This is a genomic window from Aquirufa sp. ROCK-SH2 (genome assembly GCF_054558315.1).
This window is the reverse complement of sequence record NZ_JBPXKB010000003.1, coordinates 176,700-192,326: the sequence shown is the minus strand read 5'-3', so window position 1 is coordinate 192,326 and position 15,627 is coordinate 176,700. Positions and strand designations below refer to the sequence as shown.

The following is a 15,627-nucleotide window of genomic DNA, read 5'->3' as shown; positions in this document are numbered from 1 at the left end:
TCCTTATCTTTGCATTTCAAATTTCATCCAAGCTATGCAGGTTAAAAGTGCCAAATTCATTACAAGTAATACGGATTATCTAAAATGTCCACCTGCCAATATGCCCGAGTTTGCCTTTATTGGAAGATCAAATGTGGGAAAATCATCCTTGATCAACTCCATTACTTTCCAAAAAGGATTAGCTAAAACTTCTCAAACACCTGGTAAAACCCAATTAATCAATCATTTTTTGATCAACGACAATTGGTATTTAGTAGATTTACCTGGGTATGGATATGCCAAAGTAAGCAAGGAAAAAAGGAGAGAATTTGAAAAAATGATTTTTGATTATCTATTTAAAAGAGAAAATCTTACCTGCTTATTTTTATTGGTGGATATCCGTTTAAAACCGCAAGAAGTAGATATCGCATTCATGAACCGAATGGTGGAAGAACAAGTACCTTTTTATATTGTATTCACCAAATCCGATAAATTATCTCAAAAGCAAATTGATGAAAATGTTCATTTCTATCAATCTTTCTTGTTAGAATCTTGGGAAAGTTTGCCAGAAATTTTCATCACCTCTGCTGAAAAACACAAAGGAAGAGAAGAAATTTTGGAAAGTATTTCACAATTAATTCAAACTTCTCCCTTTAAATCAGGTAAATAATAATATTTTTGCATCCGAAACATTAAAATAATATGGAATTATTAAACGAAATCGCCCATATTTCTGGGAAAAGTGGATTATACAAGGTGTTAAAACCAACAAGAACTGGTGTTATTGTTGAAACATTAGATCAATTAAAGCAACGCTCGGTTGTAAGTGGACAAACAAGAATCTCGGTTTTAAAAGATATTTCACTTTATTTAGATGATCATCAAGATAGCACTTTACCATTGGCTGATCTTTTCAATTCTTTGCATGAGAAATTCAATGGAAAATTGACTATTGAACCGAAGAAAGCAACAGACATGGAACTTTTCGCTACGATAGCTGAGGTTGTTCCTAATTATGATGCCGACAGAGTTTATGCTTCTGATATCAAGAAAATTTTATCTTGGTACTTGATTTTGGTGAGCAATACTCCAGAAATTTTTAAAGCAGTTGAAGCAGCTCCTGCAGAAAAAGCAGAAAAACAAGTGAAAGAAAAAGCGCCAAAAGCAGAGAAAGTGGCAAAGGAAAAAGCGCCTGCAAAGAAGAAATAATTTTCAATCAATTGACATAAAAAAAGCCCTTGAATTTCAAGGGCTTTTTTATTGGTTAACAATTCTTATTTCAAAGAGTTAATAAATTTCGCAATTTTAACTGCATCCGCCTTTGGTACTGTCATCGGTGCCATTGGTGGGTAACCTGGCCAGTTAGATGGCTGAGGTTTTGCTATTAAAGCAATGATTTTATCTACGCTATATTTCTTTTTTGCTACGTCTTTATAAGCAGGCCCTACTAAACGAGCATCAACTTTATGACAAGCAAAACAAGTATATTTTTGCATCAATGGTTTAATATCTTCTGGAAAATCCTCCGCTTTTGCTTGAAATCCAAAAGCAAAAATTCCTAAAGAAACAGCTACAATAAGTTTAGATATCTTTTTCATGAATAATAAATGTTAAAATTTGACACAATTTAAAGCATTTAAACCTATTTACAGTCCTTTAATGCCTAAATATTTAAAAAATCCCTATTTATTTGACTGAAAGGCATCCACCGCTGCCCTTACACTCCCATACTTTTCTAATAAATCCGCAGCATGCTCATCAGATACACCAATGGATTCTTTCACCATTCGAATGGCGCGTAAAACCAATTTATGGTTACTCAATTGCATATCCACCATTTTATTTCCTTTAACTCTACCTAATTGAATCATGATGGAGGTTGAGATCATATTCAAAACCAATTTTTGCGCAGTTCCAGATTTCATTCTGGTACTTCCTGTTACAAATTCAGGCCCAACCACCACTTCAATTGGAAATTTAGATTCTTTGGCGACCAAACTGCCTTCATTACAAACGATACTTCCAGTCAGAATATTATTTTCATTCGCTCTATTTAATCCTCCAATCACATAAGGAGTTCTTCCTGAAGCCGCAATTCCAATCACAGTATCCAATTCATTGATATCAAAAGCTTGTAAATCCTTCCAAGCTTGCTCAATATCATCCTCTGCGTTCTCTACCGCTTTTCTAATGGCAGTATCGCCACCTGCAATGATACCAATCACTAAATCGAAAGGTACCCCATACGTAGGTGGGCATTCTGAAGCATCTAAAATCCCTAAACGACCGCTTGTTCCAGCTCCAATGTAAAAAAGTCTTCCTCCTTTTTTCATTCTAGGTACAATGAGTTCGACTAAATTAGCAATGCTAGGAATAACTTTTTCTACAGCATGGGCAACTGTTTTATCTTCTTGATTGATATTCGTTAATAATTCAATGATAGATTGTTGTTCCAAATTCTCATATTTAGAACTGGACTCAGTTGCCAAAAGTGTTAAATTTTCGGTGGCCATTAGGATTGTGACAAATGTTTGAAATTTTGAAAAAATACGGGAATTGTATCAATTCCCTTATAAAAATTAAATAAACCGAAGTGCTCATTGGGCGAATGAATAGCATCTGAATCCAACCCAAAACCCATTAAAATAGATTTTATGCCTAATTCTTTCTCAAATAATGCAACAATCGGTATACTTCCTCCACCACGCGTAGGTATGGGTTCTTTACCAAAGGTTTCAGTCATTGCCTCACTTGCTGCTTGGTAAGCAATGCTATCCGTTGGCATTAAATAGGCTTCTCCACCGTGATGTGGAGTAACTGTCACTTTTACTCCTTTGGGAGCTATGGATAAAAAGTGATCCGTAAACAATTGAGTAATTTTTTCAGACGATTGATTCGGTACTAAACGCATAGAGATTTTAGCATAAGCCATAGAAGGCAATACTGTCTTTGCGCCTTCTCCTGTATAGCCACCCCAGATACCGTTGACATCTAATGTTGGACGAATAGAGGCTCTTTCAATCGTAGAAAATCCTTTTTCACCATGAACAGATTGAATTCCTAAATCTTGTTGATAGGCTTCCAAATCAAAAGGTGTTTGTGCCATCGCTGCACGATCTGCAGCACTAAGATCCAATACATCTTCGTAAAATGCTGGTATATTAATTTGATTGAACTCATCATGTAAAGAGGCAATCATTTCACATAAAATATTAATTGGATTAGCTACTGCACCGCCATAAACACCAGAATGTAAATCTCTGTTAGGACCTTGAACACTCACCTCTAAATAGCTTAATCCACGCAAGCCAACATCAATGGATGGAATATCATTGGCCACAATGGCCGTATCCGAAATAAGAATAACATCTGCTTGTAATAATTCTTTGTGATTTTCGACGAACGTAGATAAGTTGTTGGAACCTATTTCTTCTTCTCCTTCAATCATAAACTTAACATTGCAAGCCAGTGAATTGGTGGCTAACATTGCTTCAAAAGCTTTGATATGCATAAACATTTGGCCTTTGTCGTCGCATGCACCTCTGGCATAAATAATGTCATCTTTAATTACTGGCTCAAATGGTGGGCTATCCCATAAATTCAAAGGGTCTGCTGGTTGAACATCATAATGCCCATATACCAAAACCGTTGGAGCATTGGGATCTACCATCTTCTCACCATAAACAATCGGGAAGCCTGCTGTTTCTTCCAAACGAACGTGATCAGCACCTGCTTGTTTTAAATTATTCGCTACCCATTCCGCTGTTTGACGAACAGCAGGAGCATAAGATGGGTCAGCAGAAATGGATGGAATTTTTAACAAATCTAATAATTCAGATAAAAAACGATCTTTATTAGATTGAATATATGATTGCGTAAGATTCATTTGAGCGAAAATTTGATAACTACCGCACAAATATAAGGGTTTTAACTAGGATTTTGTCCCTTTCTAGGGATTAGATACATACGATTTTCTGTACCTTCAATAATTCTTTGAATGTTTTTTCTATGTGTGAAAATGACTAAAAAAGAAACAAAAAAACCAAAGTAGATTAAGAGTGGAATTTCTTCGCCAAATACCTTCATCATCATTAAAAAAGGGAAGGATAAAGAAGCAATCATTGAACCCAAGGACACATAATGAGAAAAGTGAAAGACGATTAAAAAAATGATGATACTTACAAATGCGGCTTGCGGATGTAAAGCAAGCACCATACCTAAAAGTGTAGCAACACCCTTTCCACCTTTAAAATCACAAAATATAGGAAGCAAATGCCCGATAATGGCCAAGAAACCAAATAAAATTTTTAGAGTTACACACATTTGCCAGTCGATGTATTGAAAATGATACAATACCGCTGCCATGGCAGTTGCAACAAAACCTTTCAATGCGTCAAAAAACAAAACAATGGAACCAGCTTTTTTCCCTAAGACCCTAAAAGTATTAGTTGCGCCAGCATTTCCACTACCCATCGTGCGGATGTCTATTCCATGATAAGTTTCACCATATAAAATAGCAGTAGGAATGGAACCTAATAAATAACTGATAAGTGATAGAACAACAATAAGTACAATAAAAAGCATAATTCTGAATTAGACCCATTCCTTTTGTGAGCAATGGAAGTCAAATATAGTTTGTGAAAAATCTAAAATCAAGAAGTTGAAAAATATTCTTGAAATCGTTAAATTTTCATCTTAATAATATACTAATTTGGCTCTAAAATGAGAAATTAACGGAAGCCATGATGCGAAAAGCATTCGCTTTTTCATGGTCTAAATATGTTAATCGATGAAAAGCTTGAACCCTTAAAATTTTGAAAATATTATCAATCCCATAACCTACTTCAACAAAAGGCTTATTGGGATCTAATGAATCAAATGCATATCGGTCTAAAAACTTGGAACGTAAAGGACTGTTCACATCTTTCATTAAATCATGATTTTCTTTGCGCTCACTTCCTAATAAAATATTTGAGCTAGCAATAAAACGCCAATTCAATTTATTGATTAAAGGGATTCTATTGAACAATAAGCCTTCGAAATTATGATTGTATTGCAAACTTGCATACCTGTCACTGACAAATTCAAAATAATTCATGGTTGAATAAGCACTTCTTACAAAGAAAAATGTTTCATTTCCTAAGTGTGGGAAAAGTAATGGTGCTGGTAGATTTGAGGGAGTATAACCCGCAGAAAGCGTATAATCGGATCTTCCCAAAGTTCCTAATCGAAAGGTCTGATAGGCTTTAAGTGTTATTTTTTCATAATCAAAATTTCCACCTAAAAAGCCTTTTATACCTCTTTGATATTTCAAGGTAATTACCGGAATACGCTTAGTAGCCAAAGTAATCCTTTCATTACCATTTAATATAAAGGTTTCATTTTTAGCAAATCTAGCCTCAAGCGTCACAAAAGATTCTTGAAAATAATCTTGTACAGGAGATTCCATTCCCATTTTAGGATTTAAACGATATTGAAAACGAAATAAGGGGTCAAAAGAACGTGTATTAACTGAAGAAGACAAAGTCAAACCTTTCGTTACTTCTGTTGAAAAGAAAGCCTCACTTTCTCTTCTAAAAAAGGCCCCTGAAAATGCCCCAAAACGGGTAAAAGCATAAAACAAGCGGTTATCACCAATCAATTCTGGAGTTAAACCAACTCTCTCAATGTCATAGCTATGTCGAAGACCAGCCACCGTCCATTTCTTTTTGGAAAACAAATAATTGACCTCCATGGAATACTTAGGCACCAAATCTTTCGTACCAAAACCTACATTTCCACGCAAAATCCAATGCTTATCAAAGTTTGCATTGGTCCTAAAACCTAATCTAAATCGAGCACCTTCAATGGCATTAACAGCAAAACTGCTGATATAAGGTCCAACCTCTATGTCATTGAATTTTTTATAGCCACTTAATACCAATTCAGCAATTTCCACATAGGTTTTCACTGTAGGTAAATTTTTAACAGAATCAATTAAGGAAGAAGCTAATAAATCTTGTCTACTGAGTGATTCATGCCTAGCATACTTCCAATATTCAGGATTTGGCTCTTTGGCATCTTCCGCTACCTCAGAAGTAATGTCATAAAATTCAGTAGGATGCGGTTGATTGGTAATGAAGTCTTTGTTCGAAATGTACATTTTCAACAACATTCCAGCTGAACCTTTGGTTATTTCTTCAATATCAATCAAAAAACGCGTTTTGGCGGGTAACCAGGCGCCACTTTTAGTTTGTTCTAATTCTTGAGAAATTTTGATTTTATCAATGAAATTCAAATTGGCTGTTTTATCTACGGTCGCATCAATTTGAACCAAAGCAAAACTTGTTGTATCTATCCACATCTGCCCATTAAACACCAAATCCTTGGCATTTCTAGGTTCAAAATCTATTTGATAGCAAATCTTGCCATCTAAATTCGTTGTATCGTTCAGGTAAAACTTGTAGCTTCCTTTCCAGTTTTCACCAATTGGACTCGCAAAATCTTTCCCAAAAAAGGGCACATAATTTTGGTAAAAATTATAATTGGCAAATAAGTTACCGCCTACTAATTGAGAAATAAAACTACCATCCGTAACCCCTACTCCTTTAATATTCGTTTTTAAAATCTTCTCTTTCTTTCTTTGTGGAGATTCTTTGTAATAAAACTTGCTAATGGTTTCTGATATGTAAGTCGGAATAACAGGTTTTCCATCTTCGCCAGCTATTTTTTCAAATTTTTTAATCGCTGATTCTATCTCCTTCATGAATTTCTTCTCCCGCATTTTCTCGGAAATATTATCTACATCCAATTCCATTTTAGTGTAGGAATCATATTCATAGGCAGTCAGCTTACTCCGATCATTGATTTCTTTGTTTTTAATGACATTCCTTAAAATCTTAAAAGCAGGGTTCTCTCCAGAATATACGACAACCTCTTGCAGGGAACGATTCGTAGGTTCCAATTGAAAATCTACCTCTTGACTATTTAATTTTCGGTCGATTTTTTTAGTTCTTTTTTTGTACCCAACAAAAGAAACATACAAAGAATCAGCAAGGAACTTCGAGTTTAAGGTGTATTCTCCTTGAAAATTGGTTGCTGTACCAGCATTCACGCCCTTTAATCCTACGGAGGCAAAAGGTATTGGATCTCCATTGCTTGCATCTGTAACTCGTCCTTTAATAACAAATTGTGCGTAGACATTTGGCACAAAAAAAAGTGCGATGAAAAGAATGGAAAATGAATTTCTAAAGGATTTCAATGACAAATTGGGTTAATATTTTATATAAAGCGCTCAGCTCTAATTAAGTGGTTATTATTTTTTATGTCTCAACAAACAAATGTTTCGTCGACAAATTTAGCAAATTTTTTAAAAGCTCTTGCACGATGTGCAAATAAATTCTTTGTTAACAAATCCATCTCCGCGAAGGTTCTATGGTCATTTTCTGGCACAAAAATAGGGTCATAACCGAAACCTTCCGTCCCTCTTGCCTCTTTACATATAATCCCTTCCACCATACCTTCAAATTGCACAAATTCACCTTTTGAATAATAGGTCAAAACGGTTACAAATCTTGCCTTTCGATTGCCCTGGCCTTCCATATTTTTCAAAAGTAATTCCAAATTGGCTTGATCATTTTTAGGAATACCTGCATACCTTGCCGAATAAACACCGGGCGCACCATTTAAAGCCTCCACCTCCAAACCTGAATCATCGGCCAAACAGGTTACACCAAATCGATCAGCAATATACTTTGCTTTTTGCATCGAATTTTCTGCTAAAGTTGAACCTGTTTCTGGAATTTCTTCTTCAATTGGTAATTCAGCAATACTCTTAATAAAAAATTGCTCACCAAACATGGAGAGCAATTCTTTTACTTTATGCTGATTTTGCGTAGCTAAATAGATAATTGGTTTGTCCATTCTTTATCTATTGAGCGGCAGTTAATGTAACTTCAAAATACAAAGGAGCATAGCCAGGGATTGCTCCGCTACTACTTCCATTAGCACCATATCCGATACTTGAAGGAATGATAAATTGAGCTTTTTCTCCAACGCGCATACGCTGTAATGCCTCATCAAAACCTTTGATAAAACTACCTGTACCTACAGAACCCGACAAAATACCTGAATCAAATTTTGAATCATAAATAATGGCCGTACTTGATGCAGATTCACGTTGCAAATAAGCATAAGCTAATCTACCCAAATAGGTAATACTGAATGTCATTCCTGTTTTAAGCTCCGCACCCGTTGGATTTTCAATCATTTTTTTAAATACCAAACCACTTGATGTTTTAATCGCATCTGTCATTTTATTTTTAACCGTCATTGAGTCGATTTGTTGTTGCTCAGACATAGCAGATTCCATTTCAATATCCAAACGAATAACTGAATAAGCAGGAAGTCCATCAAAAGAAGTTCCTTGAAAAGCTAGATTGGAAGGCAAAATAAAATAACCTTTTTCACCCACCTTTAAATTACTTAACGGCAAATTAAAAATACTATTTCCAACACCATACATAAAACCTTTCGGTTGTTTCAAAACTTTACTTGTGGAATCTAAAATAGAGCCACTTAACAAAGACATTTTATAATACATTTTGACTAAATCACCTGCCGCTGGCACTTTCCCTGATGTATTTTTTGAAGTAACTTCATAATACATCCCTTCAGGCGATTTCATGGGTGATAAGTTTTTGAACTTAATATAATTTTGTATTTCGGCTTCATTATTAGCTGAAATTTTCTCTGCTTCATTGGATAAACAACTACTTAAAGTAAGGATAAAACAAAATCCCAAAAGAGCAAAAACATTCAATTTCTTCATTTTATTATTTAATTTTGGCGACATACAATTCAAAAACCAAAGGGGTAAATCCAGGAATACTACTAGATCCCTTTTCTCCATACCCTAAGGTAGATGGAAAAACGACTACCGCTTTTTCACCTGTTCGCATTTTCTCAATGCCTCTTTGAAAACCTTGAACAGTTTGAGTTCCACCAAACGTAACACTGAAAGTGTCTGTTTTGGCCATGTTGCCATCAAAGGCAACACCGTTCAAAAATCTTCCTGTATACTTCATCATCATTATTTTTCCACTTACCCCAAGATCACCTGTTCCAACAGCAGTTCGAATGAAACGCAAACCATCTGTAGATTTCTCAGTCACCACCCAGCCTTTTGAGGCAATAAATTCATCAATTTTATCACTTTGACTTCTTACTTTGTATTGTTTAATGACACATTTCAAAGGCGTGTAGGCAGGCAACCCATCAAATGCTTGTGATGTACCTGGCATAATCATTGTAGCTTGTTCTCCTTCTTTTAGAAATCCCATTAATTTCGCAAAGACCGGATTTGTCAAACCGTAGCGATAAATATATGGAGCATTTATTTGACGATTGGTGCTATCTAAAACTTTACCTGTATTCAAATTTGACAATTCATAATGCACAAATAATGAATCACCTCTAGAAGCAATTTCACCAGTTGAATTCGTCTTAGTAACAGTGAAAAATGCACCGTTATCGAGTGCGACAGGAATAACTCCTAATTTGGTGAAATAATCCAAAATTTGAGTTTGATTTTCTTTGGCTTTTACTTCATCTTGTAATTCGACATTACTCAAACAAGAAGTCAAAAAAAGAATACTACCAAAGAAGATAAGGGCTTTGAAAAAACTACTTTTACTCATATTTTTTAGACAATTTTCCATTCACAAACGATATAAATCGATGTTTATTATAAAAAAGGGGACAAAAAGCCCCCTCTAAAATTATTTTTTAGAAATTAACTCAATTTCAAAAACCAATACTGAATTAGCTTCAATTGGGCCTCTAGCTTGATCACCATAAGCAATCGATGATGGGATTACAAAAGTACCCTTTCCTCCAGCTTTCAACAAGGTCAAAGCTTCATTAAAACCAGGGATCATTTGTCCCACTGGCATTTCTGCTGCTTTCCCTTCATCGAATACTTTACCATTCATGAAAGCTCCTTTGTAATTCACAGACCAAGTTTCACCTAATTTAGGAGAAGCACCTGTACCTGGTTTTTCAATAAAATAACGAAGCCCTGAAGCTGATTTTTGGAATGCTTTTCCAGTTTTGGCTGTGTAAGCATCAATCGAAGCAGGTTCTCCAGCTAATCTTTTAGAAGCCTCTGCTTTTGAAACTTCCGCTTCTTTTGCCATCTCCTTTTCAAATTCAGCACGTGTCTGAACTTTCTTAATTTTAACGGTATATTTCAAATCGGTACCTGGCTTCAAGAACGGAGGCAAAGGCGCCTGAACCGATTTAATTAAACTATCAATCGGAACTAAAATAGTAGCACTATCTCCTAAAGACAATACGCGCAATCCATTTTCAAATGTTCCCTTAAATGCTCCTGGACCTCCATTAGGTGCTTGAATCATTCCTTTACCTGGCTTGCCATCTTTTCTTGTGTCTTGTAATACAGAATCGGCACCATTTTTGATCACTAAATCAAACGTAACGATATCGCCATCTTTTAATTTTTTTGCCTTATCATCGTGACTGTGAATTTGAATCTTCACTCCATCGATCACTTCTACTTTATTTTGGTTACATGCAGCCAATAAAAGTGCTGATGATAAAATTAACCCTAGTTGTTTACGCATGATTTTTAAGTTTTGACCTTCGTCAGTTTAATTAAATTGTTTAGTTTATTTTTTATAAATTTTTTACTCGATTGATCTCTTCAATTTGCAAAGGTAACACTTCATTTAGTTTTTTCCTTGCTTGTTCCAAAGTCCCTTTAGAAAGTCGACCACCTGATGCATTTTTATGACCACCTCCTTCAAAATAACTAGCTGCAAATTTATTAACGGCAAATGGCTCTATGGACCTAAATGAAAATTTAATCCCGTCGGGTCTTTCAATCATTAAAATCGACCAAACGGCCCCTCCAAGCTGTAAACCGTAATTGACAATCCCTTCTGTATCGCCTGCTTGAGAATTAAATTGTTGCTGATCTTCTGCCGTAATCCACATCAAAGCCAAATGATAATCTGGCAGATATTCCAATCGATTGGCTAAAATATGTCCCAAAAATTTTAATCGATCAATGCTCGCCGAATCAAAAACTTTACGATGCACTTGGTTCGTATTTACACCAATCTTTATCAATTCTGCCACCACTTCATGCACATGCGCAGTTGTATTTGGATGCCTAAATGAACCTGTATCAGTCATAATACCAGAATATAAGCACTCTCCAATCGCTGTATCAATCAATGAATGGTCTCCCCATTCTACGATCAAATCATAAATCAACTCACAAGTGGAAGCCGCAATGGTTCGATGATAATAAAAATCCGCAAAATCCTCAGGATCTAAATGATGATCAATGACGATTTTTTTAGCATTTGCTTTCAAAATCATTTGACTGAATCCATGCAAACGTTGAAGTCCAGAAAAATCCAAACAAAAAATCCAATCGGCATTTTTTACCAAAGCATCAATGGTTATTTTATCTAGCGTTTCCTCAAAATTTAAAATTGAAGAAGCACCATTCATCCAAGTCAAATTGGAGGACACCGCTGATGGAACAACCACTCGCACGTCTAAACCCTTTTTTAATAAATACTGTTGCCAAGCTAAACTTGAACCGATAGCATCTGAATCTGGATTAAAATGGGTAATAATTAGTACTTTTTGACCAGGATGTAATTGAGCCTTTAAGGCGGAAATGGAATTCATAAAAAAAATTGTCGCCGATTAAAATTTGGGCATTCACAAAGTTAAAGATAAATTGCAGAAAAAATTAATTATGCCTACAAATAGAACATTCACCATGATTAAGCCAGATGCTGTCGCTGACGGCTTTACTGGACCAATTATCCAACAAATAGAAGAAGCTGGTTTTCGAATCGTGGCTATAAAGAAAGTTAAATTGAGTAAAGAAGAAGCTGGAATGTTTTATCAAGTTCACAAAGAAAGACCTTTCTACCAAAGTCTTTGTGAATATATGTCTTCCAATTACATCATTCCCATGGTTCTTGAAAAAGAAAATGCAGTGGAAGATTTCCGCACCTTGATTGGATCCACCAATCCTGAGCAAGCTGCTGCAGGCACCATTAGAAAACGTTTTGCGAGATCCCTTGAATCCAATGCCATCCACGGTTCCGATTCAGATGAAAATGCTGGCATTGAAGGAGCGTTTTTCTTTTCGGAGAAGGAACTGAAGTAGTGGTAATAGGTAAGAGGTAATAGGTAAGAGGTTCTTCTCTCTTCTCTTTTCATTTAAACATTAAGCCGTTAAGAAACATTAAGTAATAGGTAATTAAAGGATTTCTATTACCTATTACCTTTTACCTCTTACCTCTTACCTTTTACCTTTTACCTCTTACCTTTTACCTCTTACCTCTTACCTCTTACCTCTTACCTCATCTATCTCTTTCTCTTATAAAACAAAAATCCATTCTCCTCTTTCATCAAAATCAAACGAGAATCATATTTGAATTGATCTTCAGCATCTGCTTTTAATACAAAAAAGATGGGGGAGCTTCCTGCTCCTTTTTCCAAAAGTTCTTGGGCACTTGGACCTTTGCCGGGCTTTTGAAAATACAATAAATGGGCGAAGGACTTGAATCCCATTGTTTCAATATAGACATTTTGACCAACTTTTGATTCGTAAAAATCAATGGGGGTTCTTTGAGTATAAGCTTCTATTTTGGGTAAGAGCACTGCGGATAAGGACATCACAACAGCTATTGACACGCCCATCAATCCATAAATTTTGCGAAGTGTCACCTCCCCTTTTTTGGCAAATAAATAAACAATTGATATTAAAAAGATTATTCCAATCAGATATTCAGCTCCTGACCAATAAACAGGTGCAGATAAATTCCCTTGAACAAATTGATCAGCAATTTTAGGAGCAATCCAGCTTGTATTTAATCCAATAAAAGGAATTAGCAATAAAATTAAGGCAAACAGGAGACCCACAAATAGCGCTACAAACGTGTAGGATTTTTTCCAAATCCAAAGATCCTTTTGCCACTCATATAATACCTCTGCTGATACAAAAGTGAGAGGAATCCAACACATGGAAGAATAATGAATGATTTTGGTTTTCACTAGACTGAACAAAATCAAAACTACCCAAAACAAAATTTTCATCCATTTCGAAAAGTCTTGTTGATTTTCTTCTAACAATAATACTGAATGATTTTTTCTGCGAAACAACCTCGCTCCTGCCCAAATTGAAACCGGAAAACAACCAATTAATAAGATGATAAAATGGTAATAAAAAGGTTGTCCATGTCCAGCATCTCCAGTAGTTAATAATCGTATTTGATAATTGAAAAAATCTTGAATGATACCAAACCCTAATTTAAAAGCAATTAATCCATACCAACCCGCGAACAAGCTCAATGAAATAATTCCAGCGATACATGCCCCTAAAAATAATCGCCCCAACTGATTTGCGACTTTTTTCCATTGAAATATGGCATAAGTAAGCAAAGTTAAACCCCACAAAAGCAGTGCAACAGGCCCTTTTGTCAACATCCCTAAACCGATGGACAAGCCTGAAAAAAGCACCCAAATAAATTGTTCTGGATGTTGTTTAAAACGAATGAAAAAATAGATCCCTAAAAAAATAAACAAGTTAAATAAGGGATCAATGATTCCTGAGCTAGCATATAAATGGGGGGTCATTGCTGCCAAATAGGAAAAAGCCCAGAAATGGCCAAAATTAGCAGAAAAATGTTTTTTCCCGATTAAAAACAAAGAAATTAAAGTAAGCAAACCCACCAAAGCATTGGGTAACCGCGCTGCAAACTCCATACTTACTAATGGATGATCCGTAAATATACCTAGGCATTGAAAGCTTAAAGCTTGCAACCACATGAATAAAGGTGGCTTTTCCCAAAAAGGTTGAAAATTGATTTGAACGGTTAAATAATCGCCAGAAACAATCATTTCTCTGGCAGATTCAGCAAAATTCACTTCATCCCAATCAAACAAATGGGTTGATCCCAAAAAAGGTAAATAGACCATTAAAGCGATCAGAGTCCAAGTTAAAATGGGGCGTTTTTGAGCAAATTGAATCATACATTTTTTGTGTTTGGTAAAAAAAGATAATAGGCTACCGAAGCACTCAAAAAGCCAATCAGTGCGCCTAGTGATGTATCAATCGGAAAATGTTGAAACAAATAAACTCGAGAATAAGCGACTCCAATGGCAGCAAAGACACAAAAAATGGCCCAAGCCTTGGAAGGTTTGAGCATGGCAATCCAGAAAAACAAAAACCAAGCGGCAGATGTATGTCCGGAAGGAAAACTATTGTATTCATTCATCAATATGCCATCCACAAAATGCCAAGTGTAATCGATCCCTTTAAAAAAAGCAAAAGGCCGTAATTCGTTTGCAAAAACTAAGTGTTTTAAGCCTTGTGTTATTAGAGTTGCTGTTAAATAGGATATTATATAAGGAAACACGAATTCCTTTCTCTTTTTCAAAAAATATAAAAGCAGGAAGATGGCTAGATAAATTTCAGCTAAAAAAGTAAATCCTTGAAAAATATAATCAAAAATAATGGAATGATTAGAGTTGATCAAACGCATCTGATCAAATCTAGAAAAGTTCAATGCGTAACTTAAACAAAGTATTTCAAAGCATATAAACCCTAGAAAATAGATTTTAAAAGAAACATTCAGTGCTTTCATCTTCCAAAGGTCGTAAGTTTTTATTAAAATCTTGAATACCTTACTTGCTGTTTCAAAAAAATTACCTAATTTTGCATTCTTTTTTACCCCAAGCTGGTACATGAAAGTTTTAGAGAATTATCAAATACCAATTATATCCCTAGAGGACAAAGTATACAAATATACTTTCGAAGGTTCAGATGATTTTTTTGAAGCCATCGACCAGGATTGGATTAAAAAAGGGAGTTTTACTGCAGAAGTTGAATTAGATAAATCAGCAGTAATGATTCAAGTTCGATTAAAGATAGAAGGCCATTTAAATTTAATTTGTGACCGTTCTTTGGAAGAATTTGAATACCCGATTCGAATCAATGAAAAGCTTATTTATAAGTTTTCTGACCATTCGGAGGATTTAGGTGACAATTTATTTTTGCTAGACAGAAAAGAGCCTAAATTAGATTTATCGCAGGATATTTACGATTTCATAGCCTTACAAGTACCTATGAAAAAGTTACATCCCAGGTACATCAACCCTACTGATGATTCTTTAGAAGATGAATTTTTATATTCAACGGAAACATTGGAAGAAAAAGTAAAAGATGAAGCTGAAATAGACCCAAGATGGGCAGCTTTACAAAAATTAAAAGAAAATAGTAAGAACTAATACAATTCAAATAATACAATGGCACATCCTAAAAGAAGACATTCTACAACTCGCCGTGATAAAAGACGTTCACATGATTTTGGAACTCCAAAGCAAATAGCGGTAGATAGCCAAACTGGCGAAACTCATTTATTTCACCGTGCACACGTTCACGAAGGAAATTTATTTTACAAAGGTAAAATGATCGTAGAAGGTTATTCTTCTCAATCATAATAAGTTCCAATCAAGATTTATACATCTTTTTTGACTTTTGTCGAAAATATCCCGTTAAAATGCTATTTTTTGACTAAATTTAATACTATTTTTGCGCACAGCTTTAGTAATTAAAAA

General features: G+C 35.1%; 17 protein-coding genes. 5 read left to right on the top strand and 12 right to left on the bottom strand.

The features are described from left to right. Positions 1-34 precede the first annotated feature (34 nt). Together yihA and V7S79_RS07970 are read left to right on the top strand one after the other, a co-directional pair. On the top strand, positions 35-649 hold the full coding sequence (yihA, locus tag V7S79_RS07975; protein WP_459490050.1) for a ribosome biogenesis GTP-binding protein YihA/YsxC: 615 nt from the start codon (positions 35-37) through the stop codon (positions 647-649). Between the two features lie 32 nt (positions 650-681). Then, on the top strand, positions 682-1,188 hold the full coding sequence (locus V7S79_RS07970) for a DUF5606 family protein (protein ID WP_459490049.1): 507 nt from the start codon (positions 682-684) through the stop codon (positions 1,186-1,188). Positions 1,189-1,253: 65 nt separating this feature from the next. On the opposite strand, the gene V7S79_RS07965 is transcribed toward V7S79_RS07970, so the two are convergent. The 10 genes from V7S79_RS07965 to V7S79_RS07920 all read right to left on the bottom strand — a co-directional run bounded on the left by V7S79_RS07965 (position 1,254) and on the right by V7S79_RS07920 (position 11,682). After that, on the bottom strand, positions 1,254-1,577 hold the full coding sequence (locus tag V7S79_RS07965) for a c-type cytochrome (protein ID WP_459490048.1): 324 nt from the start codon (positions 1,575-1,577) through the stop codon (positions 1,254-1,256). Positions 1,578-1,661: 84 nt separating this feature from the next. Then, positions 1,662-2,492: an N-acetylmuramic acid 6-phosphate etherase gene (gene murQ, locus V7S79_RS07960; protein WP_459490047.1), complete on the bottom strand. Its 831-nt coding sequence runs from the start codon at positions 2,490-2,492 to the stop codon at positions 1,662-1,664. Then, positions 2,492-3,865, bottom strand: a complete 1,374-nt coding sequence (locus V7S79_RS07955) for a dipeptidase (protein ID WP_459490046.1) — start codon at positions 3,863-3,865, stop codon at positions 2,492-2,494. Before V7S79_RS07955 ends, murQ begins: the two co-directional genes overlap by 1 nt. Before the next feature lie 41 nt (positions 3,866-3,906). After that, a complete protein-coding gene (gene plsY / locus V7S79_RS07950) occupies positions 3,907-4,563 on the bottom strand; it encodes a glycerol-3-phosphate 1-O-acyltransferase PlsY (protein ID WP_459490045.1) in 657 nt (218 codons plus the stop codon). 133 nt (positions 4,564-4,696) lie between these two features. After that, on the bottom strand, positions 4,697-7,225 hold the full coding sequence (locus tag V7S79_RS07945; protein ID WP_459490044.1) for a DUF5686 and carboxypeptidase-like regulatory domain-containing protein: 2,529 nt from the start codon (positions 7,223-7,225) through the stop codon (positions 4,697-4,699). A gap of 62 nt (positions 7,226-7,287) precedes the next feature. Then, a complete protein-coding gene (gene rdgB / locus V7S79_RS07940) occupies positions 7,288-7,881 on the bottom strand; it encodes an RdgB/HAM1 family non-canonical purine NTP pyrophosphatase (RefSeq protein ID WP_459490043.1) in 594 nt (197 codons plus the stop codon). 7 nt (positions 7,882-7,888) lie between these two features. Next, positions 7,889-8,812 (bottom strand): FKBP-type peptidyl-prolyl cis-trans isomerase, encoded by a 924-nt coding sequence (locus V7S79_RS07935; protein WP_459490042.1) that lies wholly within the window; start codon positions 8,810-8,812, stop codon positions 7,889-7,891. Continuing rightward, positions 8,793-9,656: an FKBP-type peptidyl-prolyl cis-trans isomerase gene (locus V7S79_RS07930; RefSeq protein WP_459490040.1), complete on the bottom strand. Its 864-nt coding sequence runs from the start codon at positions 9,654-9,656 to the stop codon at positions 8,793-8,795. Before V7S79_RS07930 ends, V7S79_RS07935 begins: the two co-directional genes overlap by 20 nt. 81 nt (positions 9,657-9,737) lie before the next feature. Further along, the gene (locus tag V7S79_RS07925) at positions 9,738-10,601 is read right to left on the bottom strand and encodes an FKBP-type peptidyl-prolyl cis-trans isomerase (RefSeq protein ID WP_459490039.1); all 864 of its coding nucleotides are present in this window, start codon (positions 10,599-10,601) and stop codon (positions 9,738-9,740) included. 52 nt (positions 10,602-10,653) lie between these two features. Further along, on the bottom strand, positions 10,654-11,682 hold the full coding sequence (locus tag V7S79_RS07920; RefSeq protein WP_459490038.1) for a DHH family phosphoesterase: 1,029 nt from the start codon (positions 11,680-11,682) through the stop codon (positions 10,654-10,656). Between the two features lie 70 nt (positions 11,683-11,752). On the opposite strand from V7S79_RS07920, the gene V7S79_RS07915 reads away from it, so the two are divergent. Then, positions 11,753-12,172 (top strand): nucleoside-diphosphate kinase, encoded by a 420-nt coding sequence (locus tag V7S79_RS07915; RefSeq protein WP_459490037.1) that lies wholly within the window; start codon positions 11,753-11,755, stop codon positions 12,170-12,172. Positions 12,173-12,372: 200 nt separating this feature from the next. On the opposite strand, the gene V7S79_RS07910 is transcribed toward V7S79_RS07915, so the two are convergent. Both V7S79_RS07910 and V7S79_RS07905 read right to left on the bottom strand, forming a co-directional pair. Beyond that, positions 12,373-14,040, bottom strand: coding sequence for an ArnT family glycosyltransferase (locus V7S79_RS07910; RefSeq protein WP_459490035.1), 1,668 nt, complete (start codon positions 14,038-14,040; stop codon positions 12,373-12,375). After that, positions 14,037-14,654, bottom strand: coding sequence for a phosphatase PAP2 family protein (locus V7S79_RS07905; protein WP_459490034.1), 618 nt, complete (start codon positions 14,652-14,654; stop codon positions 14,037-14,039). Before V7S79_RS07905 ends, V7S79_RS07910 begins: the two co-directional genes overlap by 4 nt. Before the next feature lie 100 nt (positions 14,655-14,754). On the opposite strand from V7S79_RS07905, the gene V7S79_RS07900 reads away from it, so the two are divergent. After that, positions 14,755-15,297 carry a YceD family protein gene (locus V7S79_RS07900; RefSeq protein WP_459490033.1) on the top strand — a complete coding sequence of 181 codons (543 nt, stop codon included), beginning with the start codon at positions 14,755-14,757 and terminating at the stop codon, positions 15,295-15,297. 18 nt (positions 15,298-15,315) lie between these two features. Continuing rightward, the gene (rpmF, locus tag V7S79_RS07895; RefSeq protein WP_459490032.1) at positions 15,316-15,510 is read left to right on the top strand and encodes a 50S ribosomal protein L32; all 195 of its coding nucleotides are present in this window, start codon (positions 15,316-15,318) and stop codon (positions 15,508-15,510) included. Positions 15,511-15,627 lie beyond the last annotated feature (117 nt).

Excerpts from the sequence above, each read along its gene's own strand:
- V7S79_RS07905 (WP_459490034.1), bottom strand. The coding sequence starts at position 14,654 with ATGAAAGCACTGAATGTTTCTTTTAAAATCTATTTTCTAGGGTTTATA.
- V7S79_RS07965 (WP_459490048.1), bottom strand. The coding sequence starts at position 1,577 with ATGAAAAAGATATCTAAACTTATTGTAGCTGTTTCTTTAGGAATTTTT.
- rpmF (WP_459490032.1), top strand. The coding sequence starts at position 15,316 with ATGGCACATCCTAAAAGAAGACATTCTACAACTCGCCGTGATAAAAGA.
- V7S79_RS07915 (WP_459490037.1), top strand. The coding sequence starts at position 11,753 with ATGCCTACAAATAGAACATTCACCATGATTAAGCCAGATGCTGTCGCT.
- yihA (WP_459490050.1), top strand. The coding sequence starts at position 35 with ATGCAGGTTAAAAGTGCCAAATTCATTACAAGTAATACGGATTATCTA.
- V7S79_RS07920 (WP_459490038.1), bottom strand. The coding sequence starts at position 11,682 with ATGAATTCCATTTCCGCCTTAAAGGCTCAATTACATCCTGGTCAAAAA.
- V7S79_RS07910 (WP_459490035.1), bottom strand. The coding sequence starts at position 14,040 with ATGATTCAATTTGCTCAAAAACGCCCCATTTTAACTTGGACTCTGATC.
- murQ (WP_459490047.1), bottom strand. The coding sequence starts at position 2,492 with ATGGCCACCGAAAATTTAACACTTTTGGCAACTGAGTCCAGTTCTAAA.
- V7S79_RS07930 (WP_459490040.1), bottom strand. The coding sequence starts at position 9,656 with ATGAGTAAAAGTAGTTTTTTCAAAGCCCTTATCTTCTTTGGTAGTATT.
- plsY (WP_459490045.1), bottom strand. The coding sequence starts at position 4,563 with ATGCTTTTTATTGTACTTATTGTTGTTCTATCACTTATCAGTTATTTA.
- V7S79_RS07970 (WP_459490049.1), top strand. The coding sequence starts at position 682 with ATGGAATTATTAAACGAAATCGCCCATATTTCTGGGAAAAGTGGATTA.
- V7S79_RS07955 (WP_459490046.1), bottom strand. The coding sequence starts at position 3,865 with ATGAATCTTACGCAATCATATATTCAATCTAATAAAGATCGTTTTTTA.
- rdgB (WP_459490043.1), bottom strand. The coding sequence starts at position 7,881 with ATGGACAAACCAATTATCTATTTAGCTACGCAAAATCAGCATAAAGTA.
- V7S79_RS07900 (WP_459490033.1), top strand. The coding sequence starts at position 14,755 with ATGAAAGTTTTAGAGAATTATCAAATACCAATTATATCCCTAGAGGAC.
- V7S79_RS07935 (WP_459490042.1), bottom strand. The coding sequence starts at position 8,812 with ATGTCGCCAAAATTAAATAATAAAATGAAGAAATTGAATGTTTTTGCT.
- V7S79_RS07925 (WP_459490039.1), bottom strand. The coding sequence starts at position 10,601 with ATGCGTAAACAACTAGGGTTAATTTTATCATCAGCACTTTTATTGGCT.